Source organism: Bradyrhizobium sp., from assembly GCF_004799445.1.
Lineage (GTDB): Bacteria > Pseudomonadota > Alphaproteobacteria > Rhizobiales > Xanthobacteraceae > Bradyrhizobium.
Map to the genome: position 1 here is coordinate 43477 of NZ_SSNA01000091.1, position 19688 is coordinate 63164.

At 64.4% G+C, this 19688-nt stretch carries 19 protein-coding genes; 9 read left to right on the forward strand and 10 right to left on the reverse strand.

Going from position 1 to position 19688, the window contains the following annotated elements; all coding sequences use genetic code 11:
• The first annotated feature begins 6 nt into the window (after positions 1-6).
• Complete coding sequence (locus tag E8A46_RS12125) at positions 7-1272, forward strand: D-amino acid dehydrogenase (RefSeq protein WP_291560811.1); 1266 nt, start codon at positions 7-9, stop codon at positions 1270-1272.
• Between the two features lie 92 nt (positions 1273-1364).
• On the opposite strand, the gene E8A46_RS12130 is transcribed toward E8A46_RS12125, so the two are convergent.
• The 10 genes from E8A46_RS12130 to E8A46_RS12175 form a co-directional block, all read right to left on the reverse strand.
• Positions 1365-2156, reverse strand: a complete 792-nt coding sequence (locus tag E8A46_RS12130) for an SDR family oxidoreductase (RefSeq protein WP_291560814.1) — start codon at positions 2154-2156, stop codon at positions 1365-1367.
• The gene (locus E8A46_RS12135) at positions 2156-3160 is read right to left on the reverse strand and encodes an Ldh family oxidoreductase (RefSeq protein WP_291560816.1); all 1005 of its coding nucleotides are present in this window, start codon (positions 3158-3160) and stop codon (positions 2156-2158) included. The genes E8A46_RS12130 and E8A46_RS12135 overlap by 1 nt, the downstream gene beginning before the upstream one ends.
• 72 nt (positions 3161-3232) lie before the next feature.
• Positions 3233-3625, reverse strand: coding sequence for a carboxymuconolactone decarboxylase family protein (locus E8A46_RS12140; RefSeq protein ID WP_291560819.1), 393 nt, complete (start codon positions 3623-3625; stop codon positions 3233-3235).
• A gap of 55 nt (positions 3626-3680) precedes the next feature.
• Positions 3681-4916: an ABC transporter substrate-binding protein gene (locus tag E8A46_RS12145; protein WP_291560821.1), complete on the reverse strand. Its 1236-nt coding sequence runs from the start codon at positions 4914-4916 to the stop codon at positions 3681-3683.
• 91 nt (positions 4917-5007) lie between these two features.
• Entirely contained in the window at positions 5008-5715 is a 708-nt protein-coding gene (locus E8A46_RS12150; RefSeq protein WP_291560824.1) for an ABC transporter ATP-binding protein, read from the reverse strand.
• Positions 5702-7474 (reverse strand): branched-chain amino acid ABC transporter ATP-binding protein/permease, encoded by a 1773-nt coding sequence (locus tag E8A46_RS12155; protein WP_291560826.1) that lies wholly within the window; start codon positions 7472-7474, stop codon positions 5702-5704. Before E8A46_RS12155 ends, E8A46_RS12150 begins: the two co-directional genes overlap by 14 nt.
• Positions 7474-8430 carry a branched-chain amino acid ABC transporter permease gene (locus E8A46_RS12160; protein ID WP_291560828.1) on the reverse strand — a complete coding sequence of 319 codons (957 nt, stop codon included), beginning with the start codon at positions 8428-8430 and terminating at the stop codon, positions 7474-7476. The genes E8A46_RS12155 and E8A46_RS12160 overlap by 1 nt, the downstream gene beginning before the upstream one ends.
• 112 nt (positions 8431-8542) lie before the next feature.
• Positions 8543-9964, reverse strand: coding sequence for an MmgE/PrpD family protein (locus tag E8A46_RS12165; protein WP_291560831.1), 1422 nt, complete (start codon positions 9962-9964; stop codon positions 8543-8545).
• Positions 9965-9998: 34 nt separating this feature from the next.
• Entirely contained in the window at positions 9999-10982 is a 984-nt protein-coding gene (locus tag E8A46_RS12170) for an NAD(P)-dependent oxidoreductase (RefSeq protein WP_291560833.1), read from the reverse strand.
• Positions 10983-10988: 6 nt separating this feature from the next.
• Positions 10989-11984, reverse strand: a complete 996-nt coding sequence (locus tag E8A46_RS12175) for a LysR substrate-binding domain-containing protein (protein WP_291560836.1) — start codon at positions 11982-11984, stop codon at positions 10989-10991.
• A gap of 156 nt (positions 11985-12140) precedes the next feature.
• On the opposite strand from E8A46_RS12175, the gene E8A46_RS12180 reads away from it, so the two are divergent.
• The 8 genes from E8A46_RS12180 (at position 12141) to E8A46_RS12215 (ending at position 19687) form a co-directional block, all read left to right on the forward strand.
• A complete protein-coding gene (locus E8A46_RS12180) occupies positions 12141-12881 on the forward strand; it encodes an SDR family oxidoreductase (protein ID WP_291560838.1) in 741 nt (246 codons plus the stop codon).
• A gap of 115 nt (positions 12882-12996) precedes the next feature.
• Positions 12997-13716, forward strand: a complete 720-nt coding sequence (locus E8A46_RS12185) for an enoyl-CoA hydratase/isomerase family protein (protein WP_291560840.1) — start codon at positions 12997-12999, stop codon at positions 13714-13716.
• Between the two features lie 60 nt (positions 13717-13776).
• Complete coding sequence (locus tag E8A46_RS12190; protein ID WP_291560841.1) at positions 13777-14751, forward strand: NAD(P)-dependent oxidoreductase; 975 nt, start codon at positions 13777-13779, stop codon at positions 14749-14751.
• An 11-nt stretch (positions 14752-14762) separates the two neighbouring features.
• Complete coding sequence (locus E8A46_RS12195) at positions 14763-15563, forward strand: N-acyl homoserine lactonase family protein (RefSeq protein ID WP_291560843.1); 801 nt, start codon at positions 14763-14765, stop codon at positions 15561-15563.
• Between the two features lie 56 nt (positions 15564-15619).
• Positions 15620-16552 carry an NAD(P)-dependent oxidoreductase gene (locus E8A46_RS12200; protein ID WP_291560845.1) on the forward strand — a complete coding sequence of 311 codons (933 nt, stop codon included), beginning with the start codon at positions 15620-15622 and terminating at the stop codon, positions 16550-16552.
• A gap of 145 nt (positions 16553-16697) precedes the next feature.
• The gene (locus tag E8A46_RS12205) at positions 16698-17747 is read left to right on the forward strand and encodes an ABC transporter substrate-binding protein (protein ID WP_291560848.1); all 1050 of its coding nucleotides are present in this window, start codon (positions 16698-16700) and stop codon (positions 17745-17747) included.
• A 131-nt stretch (positions 17748-17878) separates the two neighbouring features.
• Entirely contained in the window at positions 17879-18871 is a 993-nt protein-coding gene (locus tag E8A46_RS12210) for an ABC transporter substrate-binding protein (protein WP_291560927.1), read from the forward strand.
• A gap of 12 nt (positions 18872-18883) precedes the next feature.
• Positions 18884-19687 carry an ABC transporter ATP-binding protein gene (locus E8A46_RS12215; RefSeq protein ID WP_291560851.1) on the forward strand — a complete coding sequence of 268 codons (804 nt, stop codon included), beginning with the start codon at positions 18884-18886 and terminating at the stop codon, positions 19685-19687.
• The last annotated feature ends 1 nt before the right edge of the window (position 19688 follow it).

A 19688-nucleotide genomic window follows, 5' to 3' on the forward strand; every position in this document is an offset into this window, starting at 1 on the left:
ATGATCGTGAAGGTACTGGTTCTCGGCGGCGGCGTCGTCGGCGTGACGACGGCGTATTACCTCGCACGTAGCGGGCACGAGGTGACGGTCGTCGACCGCCAGCCGGAGCCGGCGCGCGAGACCAGCTTCGCCAACGCCGGCGAGGTATCGCCCGGCTATGCCTCGCCCTGGGCCGGCCCCGGCGTGCCGATCAAGGCGGTCAAATGGCTGTTGATGAAGCACGGCCCGCTGGTGCTGCGGCCGAAGCTCGATCCCGCGATGTGGTCATGGCTCATCAAGATGCTGCGCAACTGCACGTCGGCGCGGTACGCGGTCAACAAGAGCCGCATGATTCCGCTGGCCGAATACAGCCGCGACTGCCTGCGCGCGCTGCGTGACGAGATCCCGATCCACTATGACGAGCGCAGCCGCGGCACGCTGCAATTGTTCCGCAAGCCGTCACAGCTCGATGGCACCGCCGGCGACATCGCCGTGCTGCAACAGTACGGCGTGCCCTATGAGGTGCTCGATCGCGATGGCTGTATCGCTGCCGAACCGGCGCTTGCCGCGGTGAAGCACAGGATCGCCGGCGGTCTTCGATTGCCGCAGGACGAGACCGGCGATTGTCATATGTTCACGCTGGCGCTCGCCGCCCATGCCGCCAAGCTCGGCGTCCAGTTTCGCCTTAACACCACGATCGAGCGGCTGGAAACGGACGCCAAGGGGATATCAGGTGTCATCACAAGCGCCGGGGTGTTGCGCGCTGACGCCTATGTGGTCGCGCTCGGCAGCTGGTCGCCGCTTCTGCTCAGGCCGCTCGGCGTTTCGATCCCGGTCTATCCCGTCAAGGGTTACTCGATCACCGTGCCGGTGATCGATCCCGATGCCGCGCCGGTGTCGACGGTGATGGACGAAAGCTACAAGGTCGCCATCACGCGGCTCGGCGATCGCATCCGTGTCGGCGGCACCGCCGAAGTTTCAGGCTATTCCGACAAGCTCTATTCGGCGCGTCGAGCGACGCTGGAGCATTCCCTGACCGAGCTGTTTCCGCGCGGCGGCAACTTGACCGAGGCCACGTTCTGGAGCGGGTTGCGGCCGATGACGCCGGACGGTCCGCCGGTGATCGGCGCCACCCGTTACGCCAACCTTCATCTCAACACCGGTCACGGCACGCTCGGCTGGACCATGGCGTGCGGTTCCGCGCGGGTGCTCGCCGACTTGCTGTCGGGTCGTAAGCCCGAAATCGACACGGCAGACCTCGCGCTCGCCAGATATGAAGATCGCTTCGGGTGAAGCCATGGCGCTTCGAAGACGGGCGTAAACGCGCTGTCCGAACGCTCGACCGGGGCGATGCGGGACGGCAGTGAACCGATCCCCGCACCGGCTCAAGCCGCCGACCAGCCGCCATCGATCGGGATCACCGCGCCGGTGATGTCGCGCGCCGCTGGTCCGCACAGGAAAGCCACCGCCGCGCCGACATCTTCCAGGCGGACGAAGCGGTGGCTCGGCTGGCGCTGCTTCATGTAGTCGCGGGTGGCCTCATCGCGCGAGATGCCACGCGCCGCCGCCATGGCGTCGATCCGGCCGAGGATGGCGGGCGTCGGCAGTGTTCCCGGACTGACCGCATTGCAGGTGATGCCGGTACCGGCGGTCTCCAGCGCCACGGCGCGCGTCAGGCCAAGGATTCCGGTCTTGGTGGTGACGTAGTCGACCCGCCCCTCGGCGCCGCGCTGTCCATAGTGCGACGACATGTTGACGATGCGGCCGAAATCCGCGGCCCGCATCCCCGGCAGCGCCAGCCGGATGACGTGAAACGGCGCCGTGAGATTGACGGCAAGCGAGTGTTGCCAATCGGCGGCTGAAAATTGCTCGATCGGGGCGAAATGACGGACCACGGCATTGTTGATGACGACATCGGGACCGTCGCACGCCTCGCGCGCGAAGGTCATCAGCCGTTCGATTTCGGCCAGATCGGATAGATCGGCCCGGCAGTAAACCGCGGTGGTGCCATGGCGTGCCGCCAGCGCCAGCCGCGCGGGCTCGACATCTTCAGGCGCGTCAATTCCGTGCAGCACGATGTCATATCCGGCGGCCGCGAGACTTTCGGCGATCGCGTAGCCGAGGCCTCCGCTTGAGCCGGTGACGAGAGCCGAGCGGCGCGGTGCGGCGGCCATCATCAGGCGGCTCCCATCGGCCGGCGTTCGGCGATGCCGGTCAATTGCTCGAACACGAGATCGGGAATCTCGATGCTGTCTTCGGCGAGCCGGCGCCGGCGGTCCTGCCGCGAGCGGTCGAACGGCATCCGTACGGGGCCGCCGCCCGCGACGGGCCGTGCCGATCGCACCGCATCCGCATAAGCCGACACGTTGTTGCGAAACGTCTCGGCCGAACCCAGCAAATCCGGCCGCATCGCCACAATGACGAATCCAAAGTCCGCGAGGTCGGGGGGAATTGGCGGCGAGCCCGCCATGATGCCAAGCAGCTGCACGACGATGCCGAGACCGGATCCCTTGTGTCCGCCCCACGCGGCAAAGGCCCCCGCGAGAGCGGAAGCCGGATCACGGGTCGGCTCGCCGTCGCGGTCGAACGCGACATCGTCCGGCAACTGCCGGCCGAGGCGGCGCGCCAACGTCACTTCGGCGTGGATGATCGCCGAAGTGCCGACATCCCAGATCACCGGCTCGTCGGCGCTCGGGAAGCCGAAACAGATGGGATTGGTGCCAAGCCGGCCTTCGGTCGCGCCGTGCGGAGCAACCCAGGGCGAAGCATTCGATGCAATCATGCTGACCAGCCCCTGCGCGGCCGCGATCTCGGCATAGTAGGACAGCATGCCGGTGTACCAGGTCTCGTTGGCGCCGACGACCGCGATGCCCGAAATCCCCGCCTTCTCGATCGCGATCGCGGTGGCGCGATGCGCGACGATGTAGCCGAGGTGATCGCCGCCGTCGAGTTGCGCCGACACCGGGGTCTCCTGTCGAATCCGGATCGGACGACGGCGGTCGCCGCTGCGCGCAATCCTCTCGGCGATGCTGATGGCGCGCGCCAGTCCGCCATAACTCAAGCCGCGCAGCTCGCAATCGATCAGATGATCGGCGATCAGGCCGGCATCGGCCTCGTCGTGACCGACCGCCGACATGACGCGAACCGCGAGTTGGTGCGCCTGCTTGATGGTGAGCTGCATGATGGTTTCCGTTATATTGGCCGTCCCGCCGTGCGACCGGCGGAACGGCCGCGAGCGGCTCTATAGCGGCTATCAGGCTCCTTTGGCTTCCGCATCGACCTGGGCGAACACCTCGCGCGCGGTCCGGAACGAATCCACGCCGGCCGGCACTCCGCAATAGATCGCGACCTGGAGGAAGATCTCGCGGATCTCGTCTCTGGTTACGCCGTTCTTCAGCGCGCCCTTCAGATGCATGCGCAATTCGTGATTGCGATTGAGCGCGCTCAGCATCGCCAGGTTCAGCATGCTGCGGGTCTTGCGCGGCAGGCCGTCGCGGCCCCAGACATAGCCCCAGCAGTATTCGGTCGTCAGTTCCTGCATCGGCATGTTGAAGTCATCGGCGCTCTCGAACGACTTCTCGACGAATTCCTTGCCCAGCACATCCTTCCGGATGGCCAGACCACGATCAAAAGTTTCCTTGCTCATCAGTTTCTTTCCTTTGTCCAGGTTCAAACGACCATCCGCCTCGCGGCCGATGATTTCAACGCTTCGGCCAGAACGGCTCGGCGACAGCGAGCTTCTGGGGGAAGACGGTGACCGGGATGCCCTTCTGCCACTGCACGACGGTCATTTCGGCATCGACACGCCGGCCCTTCTCGTCGAACTTGAGAATGCCGCCGGGATAGTATTTGGACGGCCCGCCATCCATCGTCCGCAGCGCCTCGGCGACGGCTAACTTGTCAGCCTTGCCGGCCTTCTCGAGCGCCTCCTTGATGAGCCACATGTCGCCATAGGTCGAAATGGCATTCTGGGTCATCCAGGGCTCGTTGAAGCGGGTCTTGAGTTCCTTCACCAGGTCCTCATGCCCCTTGGTCGCCCAACTGCCGACGCAGGTGATAACCCCCTGCAGCAGATCCGGACTGATGGTCTGCAGAATGTCCGGCTCGGCGATCGCGATGCCGAACGAGATGGTCGGGATGCGGCCCTGGCCGAGGCCGAATTCGTTCATTTTTTCCAGAATCAGCTTGCCGTCGGAGATCACGGTCGGAAGGAAGAACAGCATGTCGGGCCGAGACGCGCGCACTTTCTGGACCAGCGGCGTGGCGTCGGATAGCGGCGGCGTGAAGGTCTCGTCCATCACCAGTTCGAGACCAAGCTCCTTGAGCAGGCCTTCGCGCATCGGCTTCACCGATGCCACCGACGAGGCGGTGTTATCGCCGATGATCGCCACCGTCTTCGGGCGCTTGCCGGAGGCGGTCTCCGCCAGCTTCATCAGCAGCGGCAAGGCCTGTCTGGCCTGCGATCCCGCCGTGGCGGAGGTCTGGAACACATATTTGAACCCGCGGTCGGTGATCAGATCGGAGTAGGACAGCGTCAGCACCGGGAGCTGCGCACGCTCGGTCACCTCGGTCACCGCGAGGGTGAACGAACTCAGATAGGCGCCGCTGGCGGCGACGAGGTCGGTCTCCTGCGCGACCATGCGCTGGGCCGCGTTCTTGGCCTTCTCCGTGGTGTCGCCGCAGTCTATGACGACCAGCTTGAGCTTGGCGCCGCCGAGCGCCTTGACGCCGCCGGCGCTGTTGATGTGGTCGACCCCCATCTCGGCCCCCATGCGCATCACAGCACCCGGCCGCGCGTAGAGCCCCGACAGCGGCACGATCAGTCCGATCCTGACGTCCGCGGCCGCCTGCGCGAAGGCGCGTGGCGCGGCGAGGCTAAGTGCGGTGGCGGCAAGCATCGTGCGCCGTGTCAGCGCGAGTGGTGTGTGGTCGGTCATGGTTCCCTCCGGTGTGTTGTGGTTTGCCTGTTTGGTCGCCGATCGATTATTGCGTTTCCTTTTGTCGAGCCGCTTTTTTGGCTTCGTTGATTTACATTCCGAGATAGGCCTGCCGGACCCGATCGTCGGCCCGCAGCGTCTCCTTATTGCCTTCGAGCACTACCCGGCCCGCTTCGAGCACATAGCCATGATCGGCCGATTCCAGCGCTTCGGCGACGCGCTGCTCGACCAGCAGAATCGTCAGCCGGGTCTGGGCGCGGATCTCGATCAGTTTTTCGAAAATGAAATCGGCGATCGCGGGCGCCAGTCCCATCGACGGTTCGTCGAGCATCAACAGCTTGGGAGCCGATGCCAGCCCGCGCCCGATCGCCAGCATCTGCTGCTCGCCGCCGGACAATGTCCCGGCGAACTGGCGCCGCCGCTCGGCCAGCACCGGCAGCAGGGTGAAAATGCGCTCGATATTGTCCTTCCAGGCGCGGCGGCCGGCCTCGGTGAACGCACCCATCTCCAGATTCTCCATCACCGAGAGCGACGGAAACACCTGACGGCCTTCCGGAACGTGGGCGATGCCGAGATGCGGCCGCGCCGCCGCGGAAACCTTGAGCAGGTCGACGCCTTCGAAATGGATCGCGCCGGCGCTCGGCTGCACGATGCCGGAAATCGTCTTGAACAGCGTCGTCTTGCCGGCGCCGTTCGGTCCGACGATCGCGACGAATTGCCCGGCCTCGACGTTGAGCGAAACATCGTTCAGGACCGGCAGCACCGAATAGCCGGCGCAGACACCCTCAAGCCTGAGCATGTGCCACCCATTTCTTGCCGAGATAGGCCTCGATGACGCGCGGGTCGCGGGTGACCTGCTCCGGTTCGCCGTCGGCAAGCACCGCGCCGTGATCAAGCACAAGGAACCGATCGACGAGGCGAACCATCGACTGCATGGTGTGCTCGATGATCGCGACCGTCATGCCGTCCCGCGCCAGCCGCTGAACGATGGCGGTCACCTCGTCGGCCTCGCCGTGGCCGAGACCCGCCAGGGTTTCGTCGAGCAGAAGCAGGCGAGGTTTCCCCGCCAGCGCGCGGGCGATCTCCATCAGGCGAAGCTCCTTGGTGGTGAGCTCGGCCGCCATCTTGTCGGCGACCGGACTGAGACCCACGCGATTCACGGCGTCGGCGGCGAGATGATGCGCCTCCTGCTCGTTGGCTGCCTGAACGTAGGCGCCGACGCGGACATTGTCGCGGACGGACATGCGGGGAAACGGCCGCATGATCTGGAACGTGCGCCCGACCCCGGCCTTGCAGAGCACGTGCGGCCTGCACCCGACCATGTTGCGGCCGTCGAACACGACTTCGCCGGAGCTGGGAGGCAGGAATCCGTTGAGCAGGTTGAACAGCGTGGTCTTGCCGGCGCCGTTAGGCCCAATGATTCCAAGGATCATGCCCCGGTGCACATCGAAACTGACGTCCTGCACCGCCTTGAGCCCACCGAACGACTTCGACAAACCCTTCACGGACAGTAATATCTCGCCGGACGGCGGCTTTCGCGGCTGGCCGGCGGGACGAGTATCTGCCGGCGCAAGCGGCGCGGCCGGCGCCGACAATTCCGGCGTCATCGCGGCGGCGGTTCGCGCTCCGCGCCTCAGCCGATCCCGCAACGTCCAGAATACGCCCTCCGGCGCCACCAGGATGACGACGATGATGGCGAGGCCGTAGATCACGCCCTGGATGCCGGGGATTCGCGCGCCCAGCTCGGCGTTGAGGATTTCCCCGACCGGGATCAGTATGACAGCCCCGATCAGCGGTCCCCACACCGTGCCGACGCCGCCGAACATCGCAACCGTCAGCGCCTGCGCCGAGACCAGCATGCCGAATACCGACGGCGGCGTGACCACCAGCAACACGACCGCGTAGAACGCGCCGACGGCGCCGGCGATCGCGCCCGAGAGCACGATGGAACGCAGCTTCCAGGCCAGCGCGTCGATGCCCGCGGCCTCCGCCGCCGCCTCGTTCTGCTTGATCGCCAGCAGCGCCATTCCGAACCGCGAGCGCTCGACGGCGCGGGTAATCAGCACAATCGCAAGCAGCATCGCGAGCGCGACCAGGGTGTAAAGCCGCGGATCGGAAAACTGCATATAGGCGAGCGGCGCGTCGCGCTTGATCGGCAGCGTCAGTTCCTGAAAGCCGAGCCACTCGAACACGTAGAGCATCGCCAGCGGGTAGGCCAGCATCGCCAGCGCGAAGTAGTGCCCGCGCAGCCTGAACGTCGGGAAACCGATCAGCAGGCCGGAAACGCCACCGATGACGGCCGCAATCGGGATCAGCAGCCACGGCGTAAGGTCGAAGTAGATCTGGCCGAGCGCCGTGGTGTAGGCGCCCAGCCCGAAGAAGGCCGCATGACCGAACGACACTAGGCCGGTGTAGCCGGACTGGATATTCCAGGCCAATCCGAAGCTCGCCCAAACCAGCACAAGCGTCAGCATCAGCTGATAGTACGAATTGCTGACGACCAGCGTGAGGCAGGCGTAGATCAGCGCGGCGATCAGGATCGGCACCAGGGACCGCATCAGGTTCTCTCCACCATGCGGCCGAAGAATCCCTGGGGACGCAGGAAAACGATCAGCAGGAAGACGACGAAGATCGCCGCGTTCTGAAGCTGGGTCGGCAGCACCAGCGTCGAGAGCTGCTGAACCAGCCCGATCGTCATGCCGCCCCAGAACGCCCCGATGATGCTGCCCATGCCGCCAAGCACGACGCCGGCGTACATGACGATGACGTAATCGATGCCGATATAGGGATGAAACGGGTAGTTGGTGGCGAGCAGCCCGCCCGCGACCGCGGTGACGGCGGCGCCGAGACCAAACGCGATCCTGTACGAACGATCGATATCGATGCCCATATAGGTCGCCGCCACCGGATTGTCCGCGGAGGCGCGCAGCGACTTGCCTATCCGCGTGCGCGTAATCAGGACGGCGAGCAGGGCCATGGCGACGATCGAGATCAGCGCGGCGATGCCGCGCGACTTGTTGACAAAAATGCTGATGAAATCGCCCCACAACGGTCCGATTTCCCAGGCGCTGGACGACAATGGCGTGCGGATCGAGGCCAGCACCGATCCGAACACGATCAGGCCCCCATTCTGCAGCACCAGCGCGACGCCGAGCGTGAGGATCAGCTGTGCGAAATGGCCCTCGCCTTCGAGCTGCGCCGTGCGCCGCCCGGTGACCCGCGAAATCAGGAACCGGTGAATCGCGTAACCGAACAGGAACAGCAGCGGGCCGGACAGCAGGATCGCCACATACGGGCCGATGATGTTGCCGAATACGTCCTGGATGCCCGCGGAAAGAAACAGGTAATAGGCGGCGTACATGCCGAGCATCATGAAGTCGCCCTGCGCGAAGTTGATGACGCGCATGACCCCGAAAATCAGCCCGAGCCCGACGCACATCAAGCCGTAGATCGCCCCGGCCAGCAGCCCGGCCACCAGCGCTTGCAGCACGTTCTCGACGACCTGTGACGTCATCGGGCGCACCCGGCGGCAACGGCGCGGCAATGGTCCGGCGCTATGCTCATCAATCCTGTCCCCCCTCGTTCGCTTCGAGCCTTGCGCTCGTTTTTTTAATGTTGTTCAGCCATCACCGCGCCGCTCTGGCCCGTGACGCCACGGCGCGCGATTTGCCTTTGCGGCCTGCCGGCGTGCAAAGCTCGGCAAGGCGACCGGCATGAGCGAACCGCTCCAGACCGTCGATCATCTCCTCCACGGCATCCGCCCGCTCCACGCCGATCACCTCGCTTGCGGCGGCGCGGAAACGCGCGCGGATCTCGCTTTCCGTCGCCGCGACGACGTCGGAGATTCTCCGGCTGATCCGTGCGCCGGTCGAAAGGCCGACCTCGACCTCGGCGCCCTGGGCAGCCGGGAAGGCGGCGGTGAAATCGCTGTCGCGCTTCAACCGCATCAGGGCGGCGAGCCGCAGCACCGCCGGATCATCGAGCCGGCGATAGTTTTCTTCCGCGACCGATTTGCGAACCAGCGCCGCCGCAACCCCATATTGGATGCTCATCTTGGCCTGCAGCGCGTGCCGGTACGGCCCCGGAAAATCGCAGCCGGGATAGTCGATGGCGGCGTCCGGAAGATGCACGGTGATGGCGTCGATGGCCGCGACGCTGTCGATCTCCTGGGCGACGCGGATCGCCGCCTGGCAGGCGGTCTGGGCGAAATTGCAAGCTGGAACGGGCTTGTTGTAGACCGCCAGGATCTCTTCGCTGCCCGCCGGAAACAACGCGATCGTGTCCGGCGAACGCACGCGTCCGAACGCCGCGAACAGTCCGGCCGGGCCTTCAATGATGTGTTCGGACCCCTGCGCCCCGGCTTCGGCAAGCTCGATCGCGGTAACGGCGCTGCGCGCGGCAAAGCCGGGATGGAAATACATGTCGCTGCCGCCTTCATGCGGCCATTGGTTGAGGCCGGACGAGGTGTTGGCGGCGAGCGCCAGCGCCGCGACCGATGCATCCTCGTCAAGACCAAGCAAAACACTGCCGGCCATGGCGCCGGCCAGCGGGCCGAGGATGCCGGTGGGCCGGAATAGCTGCGCCAGCGCGGTCGTCATCAGCGCCCGCCCGACACGACCGCCGACCTCGTACCCGATCGCCGCCGCACACAATAGCCGCGCGCCGGACACCGGGGTGCGTTGTGCAAGCGCCAGCAGAACCGGCCAGATCACCACGCCATGGTGGGCGATACTGCCCGCATGCATGTCCTCGCGGACCAGGCCATGCCCGAGCGTGGCGTTGGCGAAGCTTGCATCGGCCGCCGACGTGACGATCGCGGACCCGACGATAGCCGACCCCGACGTCAGTTTGGCGGCGACTGCGATGGCCTGCCGGCTGGTCGGCAGGTCGCGCGCCTCGAAGGCGCAGGACAGAAAGTCGAGCAGGCACATCTTGAGCTTGGCTTGTGCCGGCGCCGACAGCTGCGACAGATCGACCGCGCGTGCCGTGCGCACCATGGCGCGCGCGACCGAGACCTGCCGATGATCCGGAAGCGCGGTGGTGGCCATGGGGCTTCTCCTGTCACTCACATCCAGCGTTCGGCTATCCCCGGATCTGGACGCCCGCCCATTCCTCCGACAGTTTTGCGATCGAGGTGAAATCCGAATCCGGTCCGTATTTGGCCTGCGTCAATGCCAGGATCTGACGCACCACCGCGCCCATGATCATCGGTATTCCCATCGCTTCCGCCTCGTCGAGACAGAGCCGGACATCCTTGTAGGACAGCGCGGTCGCGAAGCCGAAATCGAAGGTACCCGGCAGCACCGCGCGCGGAAACTTGTCCTGTGTCGCGCTGTTGCGGCCGGAACTGACGTTGATGATATCGAGCAGCACTTTCGGATCAAGACCGGCCTTGACCCCCATCGCCATGCCCTCCGACGAGATCACCAGGGCCGCCGCCGCAAGCAGGTTGTTGACGAGCTTGGCGGTCTGCGCGAGTCCCGGCTTGTCGCCGGTATAGAACAGCTTGCCGAAATGCTTGAGGATCGGCTCGACCTTCGCGTCATAGACATCGCGCGGGCCCGACACCATCACCGCCAGCGTACCGGCCTTGGCGCCGGTGATGCCGCCGCTGACGGGGGAATCGATCAGCGTGATCTGCCGCTCGCCCAGGCCCTTGGCGACGATGGTCGCGACGCCCGGTCCGGTGGTGGAAAGGTCGATCACCGTCCGCACGCGATTACCGACACCGACGCCGTTCTCGCCGAGCGTCACCGCCTTGACGATGTCCGGCGTCGGCAGGCTCAGGAGCACGATTTCGGCGGTCGACGCCACCTCGCCGGCGGAGCGGGCCAATCGTGCACCGCGCGCAACCAGATCAGCGGTGGCCTCCGGCTGCTTGTCGTAGACGCAGAGCGAGTAGCCGGCATCGAGCAGCCGCGACGCCATCGGGCCTCCCATGCGGCCAATGCCGATAAATCCGAGAAGCTCACCCGCCATCGCATATCCTCCGTTGTCGTCGTCCGGTCTTGATCGCCGGTCCGGCTGTTCGGACGGAAAGCTAGCGGCTCCCTCGAAGGAGAGCATCGCCGTTTAGGGAATAACAGCTTTCCTGCGCGCGGCGGGCGATGCTGCATCGCCGCGAACGAGCGGCGGTTGTTTCCTTCCGTCCGGAGACAGCCACAGGCCCTGCTGAACGAGCTCTTGGACCTGACGACGTACCATCTTGGCCAGCGCACGCGTGGCGGTGGTGGTCGGCCGCTGGCTGGAAGTCGCCAGGATCAGTTGCCGCGTCAGGACCGGATCGACAATCGACCAGCTCTTGAGCCGGCCCGCCTCGATCAGATGGCGCGCGGGCCCGTACGACAGCAGAGTATAGCCAATGCCGCGCTCAACGAGACTTAAGGTCGACGGCATGGCGTCGACTTCAAGCACGACGCGCGGTTCGATCGCCGCCTCGCCGAGCAGCGCATCGACCACCAGCCGCAGGCCATGCGGACGGCTCGGCAGAATCATCGCCAGCTCGACAAGGCGCGACGCCGGCACCGGCCCCGCGGCCAGCCCGGCCGGATCGTTCACCGCCCCCAGCAGACTGATCTCCTCCTGAAGCAGCGGCTCCGAGCTCAGATTGCTGATGCGCGGCGCGTTGTAGAGCACCGCCACGTCGATCTTGCCGGTGATCAGCCATTCCAACAGATGACCGCTGAACCCCTCCACCACCCGCATCGAGATCAGCGGAAATTCCGATCGAAAGCATTGCACCAGCGGCACCGTCAGGATCGATCCGACCGAGGGCGGCATGCCGATCGCGATGGTCCCGCGCGGCGACGACCGCAACGCCATGACCTCCGACGTCGCGCGAGTTACGGTATCGAGCACGCCGCCAGCATAGCTGTGAAGCAGCTTGCCCGCTTCGGTCAAAACAATGCCGCGCCCGTTACGATAGAAAAGCTCGATGCCGAGCTCCTGTTCGAGCGCCTTGATCTGCCGGCTCAACACCGGCTGCGCCACCGACAGCACCGCGCCCGCGCGGGAGAACGAGCCGAATTCGGCCAGCGTTGCGAAAGCCTTGAGCTGCTTGAGATCCATCCCGATCCATCCGCGCGGACACGTCCGATGCCCACGTTTTCAACATAACAGATAGCACGCGGACGACTGCGGACACGGTCCCCGGCATCTGGCAGCTTTTCGCTCCCGCGCCTCCCGCGTCGGGCAAACGCCAAAAAGCGTATCGGGGAGATCATAATGTCCATTACGAAAAGGGGAACCGTTCTTCTGACGGGTGCGGCAGGAGGCCTCGGTCAGGCGATCGCACGCGCGGCCGTGGCCGCCGGGCGCCGGGTCGTGCTGGTCGACAGAAACGAGGGTTCACTCAATCGGTTCGCGGCCGAACTCGGCGCCATGGCCCATCCGGTCCTGCTCGACATTACCGACCATGCCGCCGTCGACCGCCTGCTCGATCAGGTCCCGGAAGCATTCCGGCCCGTCGACGTGCTGATCAACAATGCCGGACACGACATCGGCGGGCGCACGCGGTTCGACCAGGGTTCGCCCGATGACTGGACCGACATCATCCGCACCAACCTGATCGGCACGATGCGCGTCACCCGCGCTGTGCTGCCGGCGATGGTCGCGCGCAATGCGGGCCACATCGTCAACGTCAGCTCGATCAACGCGGTGCGAATTGTGCCCGACATGGCCGCCTACTCGGCCAGCAAGGCCGGCGTACGCATGTTCACGGAAACCATCCGGGGCGAACTCAGCGAGACCGCTATCCGGGTGACGGAAATCCTGCCCGGCCTGACCCGCACCGGCATCATCGTCACCCGCTACCGCGGCGATCAAGCCAAAGAAAATGCCTATTTCGATCAGTTCAAGATCGCGCTCGATCCGGAGGACGTCGCGCGGGTGATTGCGTTCGCGCTCGAACAGCCGCCGCACGTACAAATTGCCGAGATCATGGTTCTGCCGGTCAACCGGTATTAAAGTATCGGCACGACAAACTGACTGACATATTATAATACGAACATGTTCCCGCCCGGCTTCGCGGTCTTAGTGAGATCGGCAGAGCCCAAGCAAAAATTCAAACGGAGGATGCGCTATGGCAATCGAGATCGATGCCCGCGGCAAGGGCGTTTCGGTCATCACCCTGGCGGGCCATGATGCGGGCAATTTCGTGTACACGCAGGATCTGCTCGATCTTGCTGCGGTCCTGACGATCTGCGCCTCGGACAAGGATTTGCGGGCGCTGGTCATCACCGGCCGCGGCAATACTTTTTGCGGTGGTCGCATCGGCGCCAAGGGTCTGACGCGCGCCTCCGAAGTCGCCGAGGATCTGAATGCAATCCTGAAGGTCAATAGTGCCCTCAATGCGCTCAGCGTGCCCTTGATCGTGGCGGTCGAAGGCCATGCGTTCGGATTTGCTTTCGGAATTACCACCCAGGCTGATTACGCGATCGCGGCGGAAGACGCTGTCTTCTCGCTTCCGGAGATGTCCCACGGATTGCCGCCCTTGATCGTTTTTTCCTACCTGTTCCGTTTTGTCCCCTACAAGCGCGCCTTCGAACTCGCCGTCACCAGCCGGCAGATCTCGGCGAAGGAGGCAGCCGATGCCGGCATTCTCACCGAGATCGTGCCGACCGGCACCAGCTTGAAGCGGGCAATCGAGGTTGCCGCCAAGATGGCCGTATTCGATCCGAAAGCGCTCGGCCTGCTTCGCAAGTTTGGCCGCGAGGCCGCGGATGTGCACTCCAGGTCGAAGAGCGAACACGCGGTCGCCTTGATGAGCGTGATGCTGGCGGAACGGACGGCTGCCCACTGAGCCATGCGCCTCACACCTTTCAAAGTGTCGCTCTGCGAGCAATGGTACGAATAGATGCCGATGAATGTCTTGGTGACTGGGGGAGCTGGGTTTCTTGGCGGCTACGTCATGGCGGCGCTGGGAAGGCAGGGACACGAGGGGTTCGCGTATGACGTCGCGCCGCCGGGCGCGGACACGCTGGCGGTTTCACCGGATATCGGGGCCAGGTTCAGGGCGGGCCAGATCAACGATATCGCCCGGCTTGTCGATGTCTGCCGCAGCGAGAAGATCGACGCGATCATCCACACCGCGGGAATCGTCGGCCTTGAAGTGTCGCTGCAACAGCCGGTTGCGACCTACCAGACCAACGTCATGGGACTGGTGAATGTCTGCGAGGTCGCGCGGCAATTGCGGATGCGGCGCGTCGTCCTGGTATCCAGCAATGCCGCCTATCACAAAGGCTCCGGCAGCAGCCTGGTGGAGAGCGATCCGGCATTTTCGATTCGGGAGGGCAATCCTGCCGGGCATTACGGCACGTCAAAAATGGCCGCCGAAGCCATCGGCCTTGCCTATGCGAGCTTCCAGGAACTCGATTTCCTCAGCTTGCGCGTCACCGCCATCTACGGCTTCGGCATGCGCAGCCCGATGTATATCAAGCCGATGGTCGAGAACGCGGTGCTCAGGCGCCCGACCCGTTTTGCCACCGGCGGTCGAATGAAGCGTGACTACACCCACGCTTTGGACTGCGCCGACGGAATTATCGCGGCGCTGCTGGCGCCGCGATGGGCCGCCGGCGAGCAACGGGTCATCAACATCGCCAGTGGCCGGGCCCGAACCGCCGCCGAGGTTGCCAGCATCGTTCGCGACGCGATCCCGGGGGCCGACATCGAGATCGGCGACGCGCTGACGCCGCTGGAAGAACAGAACGTCAAGATGCGGGCTTCGCTCGATGTAACTGCCGCGAAGCGCCTGCTTGACTGGTCGCCGAAATGGCCGCTCGAAGCGGGCATTTCGGAATACGCCGAAACTTTCCGGCGCAACCTCATCCGTTCCTGAACGAGTGCACCATGTCTGATCTTCCAAATTATGAAGTCTATGCCATCCGCTACGCGACGCGGGCGTCGAAGCGATCGGACAATTTCGTCGGCGGAGATCCCCATGACGGCCCGATGCCGCTCGATTACTACGTCTGGGCCGCGATTGGACCGGATCGCAGCTACGTCATCGATACCGGCTTCACCGCCGAGATCGCCGCCAAGCGCAAGCGCGACTATCTGCGTTGTCCGATTGAATCGCTGAAGCTGGTAGGCCTCGATCCGGCGAAGGTCGCCGATGTCATCCTGACCCACCTGCATTACGATCATGTCGGCAATTTCGACAAGCTCCCGGCGGCGACTTTCCACCTGCAGGAAAGCGAGCTGCATTACGCCGTCGGCCGCTACATGCGGTACAAGAAGCTGCAGCATTCCTACGAGATCGAAGACGTCGTCGGCATGGTCCGCGCCAATTACGCCGGCCGGGTCAATTTCTACGATGGGGTGGCCGAGCTTTCGCCGGGGATCACGATCCATCCGGCGCCGGGCCATTCGGCGGGCCTGCAATTCGTGCGCGTGCACACGCGGCGCGGATGGGTCGTTCTGGCCTCCGATGTCACGCATTTTTACGAGAATATGGAAGCGTACAAGCCGTATGTAACGGCCTTTCATATCGGCGGCATGCTTGAAGGCTTCGACAGGCTTCACGCCGCCGCCCCTTCGCCCCAACACATCGTTCCCGGCCACGATCCTCTGGTGATGAAACGTTACAAGGCGCCTCGCCCTGAGCTCGACGGCATCGTCGTGCGGCTGGATGAGCCACCCAACGCCTGAGCTGCCGTGGAAAACGAAATGCCGGATCTGAGCCGGACGCCGCGAGGGAGAGCATGATGAAGATAGGCTTTGCAGGACTGGGCGCCATGGGAGGCCCGATGGCGGGTCACCTGCTGGAGGCAGGGCACAGGCTTCTGGTGCTGACCCGACGCCGCGAATCCGCCGGCGCCGCCGTCGCGAAGGGCGCAATCTGGGCTGAAACCGCCAAGGGCCTCGCGGCAGGGTCGGACATCGTTTTCACGGCGCTACCTGGCCCTGCGGAGATCGAGGCGATCATGGCAGGAGCGGATGGTCTGCGGGCCGGATTTTCGACCGGCGCGGCCTATATCGATCTTTCGACCAATTCTCCGGCACTCGTCCGCAAGCTGTCGTCCGATTTGGCCACCATCGGCGTTTCCATGCTCGATGCTCCCGTCAGCGGCGGGCCCAAGGGTGCGGCCTCCCGCAAGCTGGCGATCTGGGTCAGCGGAGAACGCGCGACCTTCGATACCTGCAAACCAATCCTCGATTTGCTCGGCGATCAGGTGCGCTATCTCGGGCCGAGCGGCAATGCCTCGGTCGCCAAGCTCGTCCACAACTGCGCCAATTATGGTATCCAGATGGTTCTGGCCGAAGCCTTCACGCTGGGGGTCAAGGCTGGCGTCGATCCCGTCGCCTTGTTCGGCGCGATCCGGCAGGGGTCGCTTGGCCGCCAGCGCGCCGTCGACCGCATGGCGGATCAATTTCTGCCGCATGAATTCGACACGCCGGCGTTTGCCCTGGAACTGGCTCACAAGGACGTATCGTTGGCCACCGCGCTCGGCCGTGAAAACGATGTGCCGATGCGCTTCGCCAACATGACCTTGGCCGAAATGACCGAGGCGCTGAACAAGGGATGGGGAAAACGGGATTCCCGCGCCGCCATGCTGATCCAGGAAGAACGCGCCGGCCTGGACATTCGCGTTCCCCGCGAGGTGCTGCAGGACATTCTCAGGAACGAGCCGCTGTAAGCGAACAAGCCGAGTACGAACCTGGCCATAACGGCCAGGAGATGCCCGACAATCCATAACAAGACCGCCAAAGGCGGCGTCGCCCCGAGACACGTCGAAACCAGAAACCGATCGACGTCAATCGATGCGACGGAGGGAGGAAATGATGAAACCATTCTTGACGATTTGGGTGGCCGGCTTGCTGGCGTTGGCGGCAAACGGCACGGCGATGGCGAAAAATGCCGCACTCGAGAAAAAGAATATCGCGATATCGGTCGGCGGTTCTATCAGCCAGATGAACAAGGTCGCCTACTTCGTGGCGCTCAACCGCAAATACTTCGAACAGGAGGGACTGACCATCGATTCCACGGCTTTCGCGTCGGGAACGGCGGCGCTGCAGAGCCTGGTTGCGGGCGGAGCGGATGTGGCGGAAGGCGCCTACGAGCATACGCTGCGCATGCAGACCAAGGGGGTCAATCTTACCTGTCTGGTGGCCTACGGACGCTATCCAGGCAACGTCCTGGTGGTGCGGAAATCGCTCGCCGACCAGATCAGGAAAATTGCCGACCTCAAGGGCAAGAAGATCGGCGTCTCGGCGCCCGGGTCCTCCACGCACAATTTTGTCGCAGGATTGATGGAACGGGCCGGTGTGTCCTGGAAGGACGCCAGCTATGTCTCCATCGGCACCGGCCCGAGCGCGGTCGCGGCAATGAAGACGGGCGGCGAACTCGACGCCCTTGTCAACCTCGATCCGGCGATCAACGCGCTTTTGGATGGCGGAGATGCCGTCATCCTCTCCGACAGCCGAACCGCGGAAGGCACCATGGCGGCCTTCGGCGGCGAGTATCTTGCCGATTGCCTGTTCGTGAAGAATGAATTTCTGAAGGCCAATCCCAATACCTCCCAGGCCATCACCAACGCCGTTGTCCACGCCATGCAATGGCTGAAAACCGCGTCGATCGATGACATCATCAAGTCCCTGCCCCCCGCCTATTACAAGAGCGATGAGGCGCTCTATCGGGAGTCGCTGGAGAAAAATATTTCCGCGTTCCAATGGGATGGCTTCATCACGCCGGAAGCCGCCAAGAACGTGCTCGATTCCATAGCGGTGCTCGATCCGGCCCTGCGACAGGCGAAGATCGATTTCAGCCTGACCTACGACAACAGGTTGATAGAAACCGCGCTGAAGAAATATCACTCGCCGGTGTCGCAGTGATACCGGCGCCAAATGCCTCCGCCCGGCGGGCCCGGCCCGCAACTTTGTTCTAGGCCTGGGCGGGAAGCGTGGGCTAGGTTTGCCACAACAATAAGGCCCCCAGAGGTGGCCAATATGGGGAGAAGCGCGTGATGACAACAATGCCGCGGAGCCTGATATTGGCGGCAGCCCTCGCCGGCCTGGCATTCACCGGCGCGGCGCGGGCCGCGCAGATTGTGGTGAGCAATTACGGCGTCGCCGCCAATGGCATGCCCTACGCGGTTGCGATGGAAAAGGGCTTCTTTAGGGATGAAGGCGCGGACGTCTCCGGCATCCTCTCCTCCAGCGGCGGCGGCACCACGATCCGCAACCTGCTCGGCGGCAATCTCGATTATGGCGAGGTCGATCTCGCCGGCACCGTGGCCGCCATCGAGCAGGGCAATGATCTGCACATCATCAGCGACAACGTGCTCACGGTCGGCGAATTCGTCTGGGCGGTGAAGCCGGATTCGCCGATCAAAAGCCTGAAGGATTTCAAGGGCCGCAAGATCGGCTACACCAACCCACGCTCGACCAGCCAGGCGCTCAACATCCTGCTGGTGCAGACCATCGGGCTGACCCAGGCGGACGTCGAACCGGTCAAGGTCGGCGGCTTTGGCGAGCAGGTGGTAGCCCTCAATCTCGGCGCCATCGAGGTTGCCACCCTGGCCGATCCGGTGTGGTCGAAGAACAGCGCCAAGCTGCGCACCGTCGTCCGCGCCGCCGACGCATTGCCGCCGCTGTGCAATGTGATCGGCGTCGCCACCGGCAAGGCGATGGCCGAGCATGGCGATTTCCTGCGGGCCGTGCTGCGGGCACGGCGCAAGGCGGTCGAGTTCATGTATGCCCACCCCGACGAAGCCGGCGATATCGTTGCCAGGGTCTATGACCTCGACCCCGCCATTGCCCGGCAAGCGGTGCGCAATCTCACCACCATGGCACCTGGCGCCACACTCCCGTACTGGGGAGTTGGGCGCTTCGACATCAAGGGCATGGACGCCATGATCGCCGCCCAGCGTGGCGTCGGGGCATATTCCGGCACGCCGGACTGGGGCAAGATGATCGACCGCAGCTTTCTCGCCGACGATCTCAGGAAAGACTACTAGGAAAGACGACTGGTGGACCCTCAGTCTCCAATCCATGTCTCGCTGCGCGGCGTCACCAAGGTCTTCGTTTCCGGGCTTGGTCGCACCCACGCCTTGGGACCAATCGATATCGACCTGCGGAGGGGTGAGTTCTTTGCCGTGGTCGGTCCATCCGGTTGCGGCAAGTCGACATTGCTCGACGTCATCGCCGCGCTGACCCCGCCATCCCAGGGCGCGGTGACGTTCGAGGGACGGCCGATCGGGAACACCGTGCCGGACGGCGTCGGCGTCGTGTTCCAGGAGAATGCCTGTTTCCCCTGGCTCAACGTCGCCGACAACATCACCTTCGGACTGCGCCGGCAGCCGGTCGACAAGACGGAAATCGAGCAGCGGTTGCAATACGCCCTGCAGTTGATGGGCTTGCAGGACTTCGCGCATGCCTTTCCGTCCCAGCTCTCCGGCGGCATGCGTCAGCGTGTCTGCATCGCCCGCACGCTGGTGATGCAGCCACGGCTGATTCTGCTCGACGAACCCTTTGGCGCGCTCGACCAGCAGACCCGTCTCCTGATGGGCGACGAGCTTCTCCGCATCTGGCGCGCCACCGGAGCCACGGTGCTGCTGATCACCCATGCGCTCGATGAGGCGGCGATGCTGGCAGACCGGGTGGCGGTGATGTCGGCCCGGCCCGGACGGATCCTGGAGGTGATCGAGACCGGCTGGCCGCGTGAACGCGATAGCCAGATCGTCTCCGTTCCGGAATTCGGCGCGATCACCGCCAGGCTGTGGACGTTGCTGCGCGCGCAGTCGATGCAGGCGCTGCGGCCGGAGGCCGTCTAGC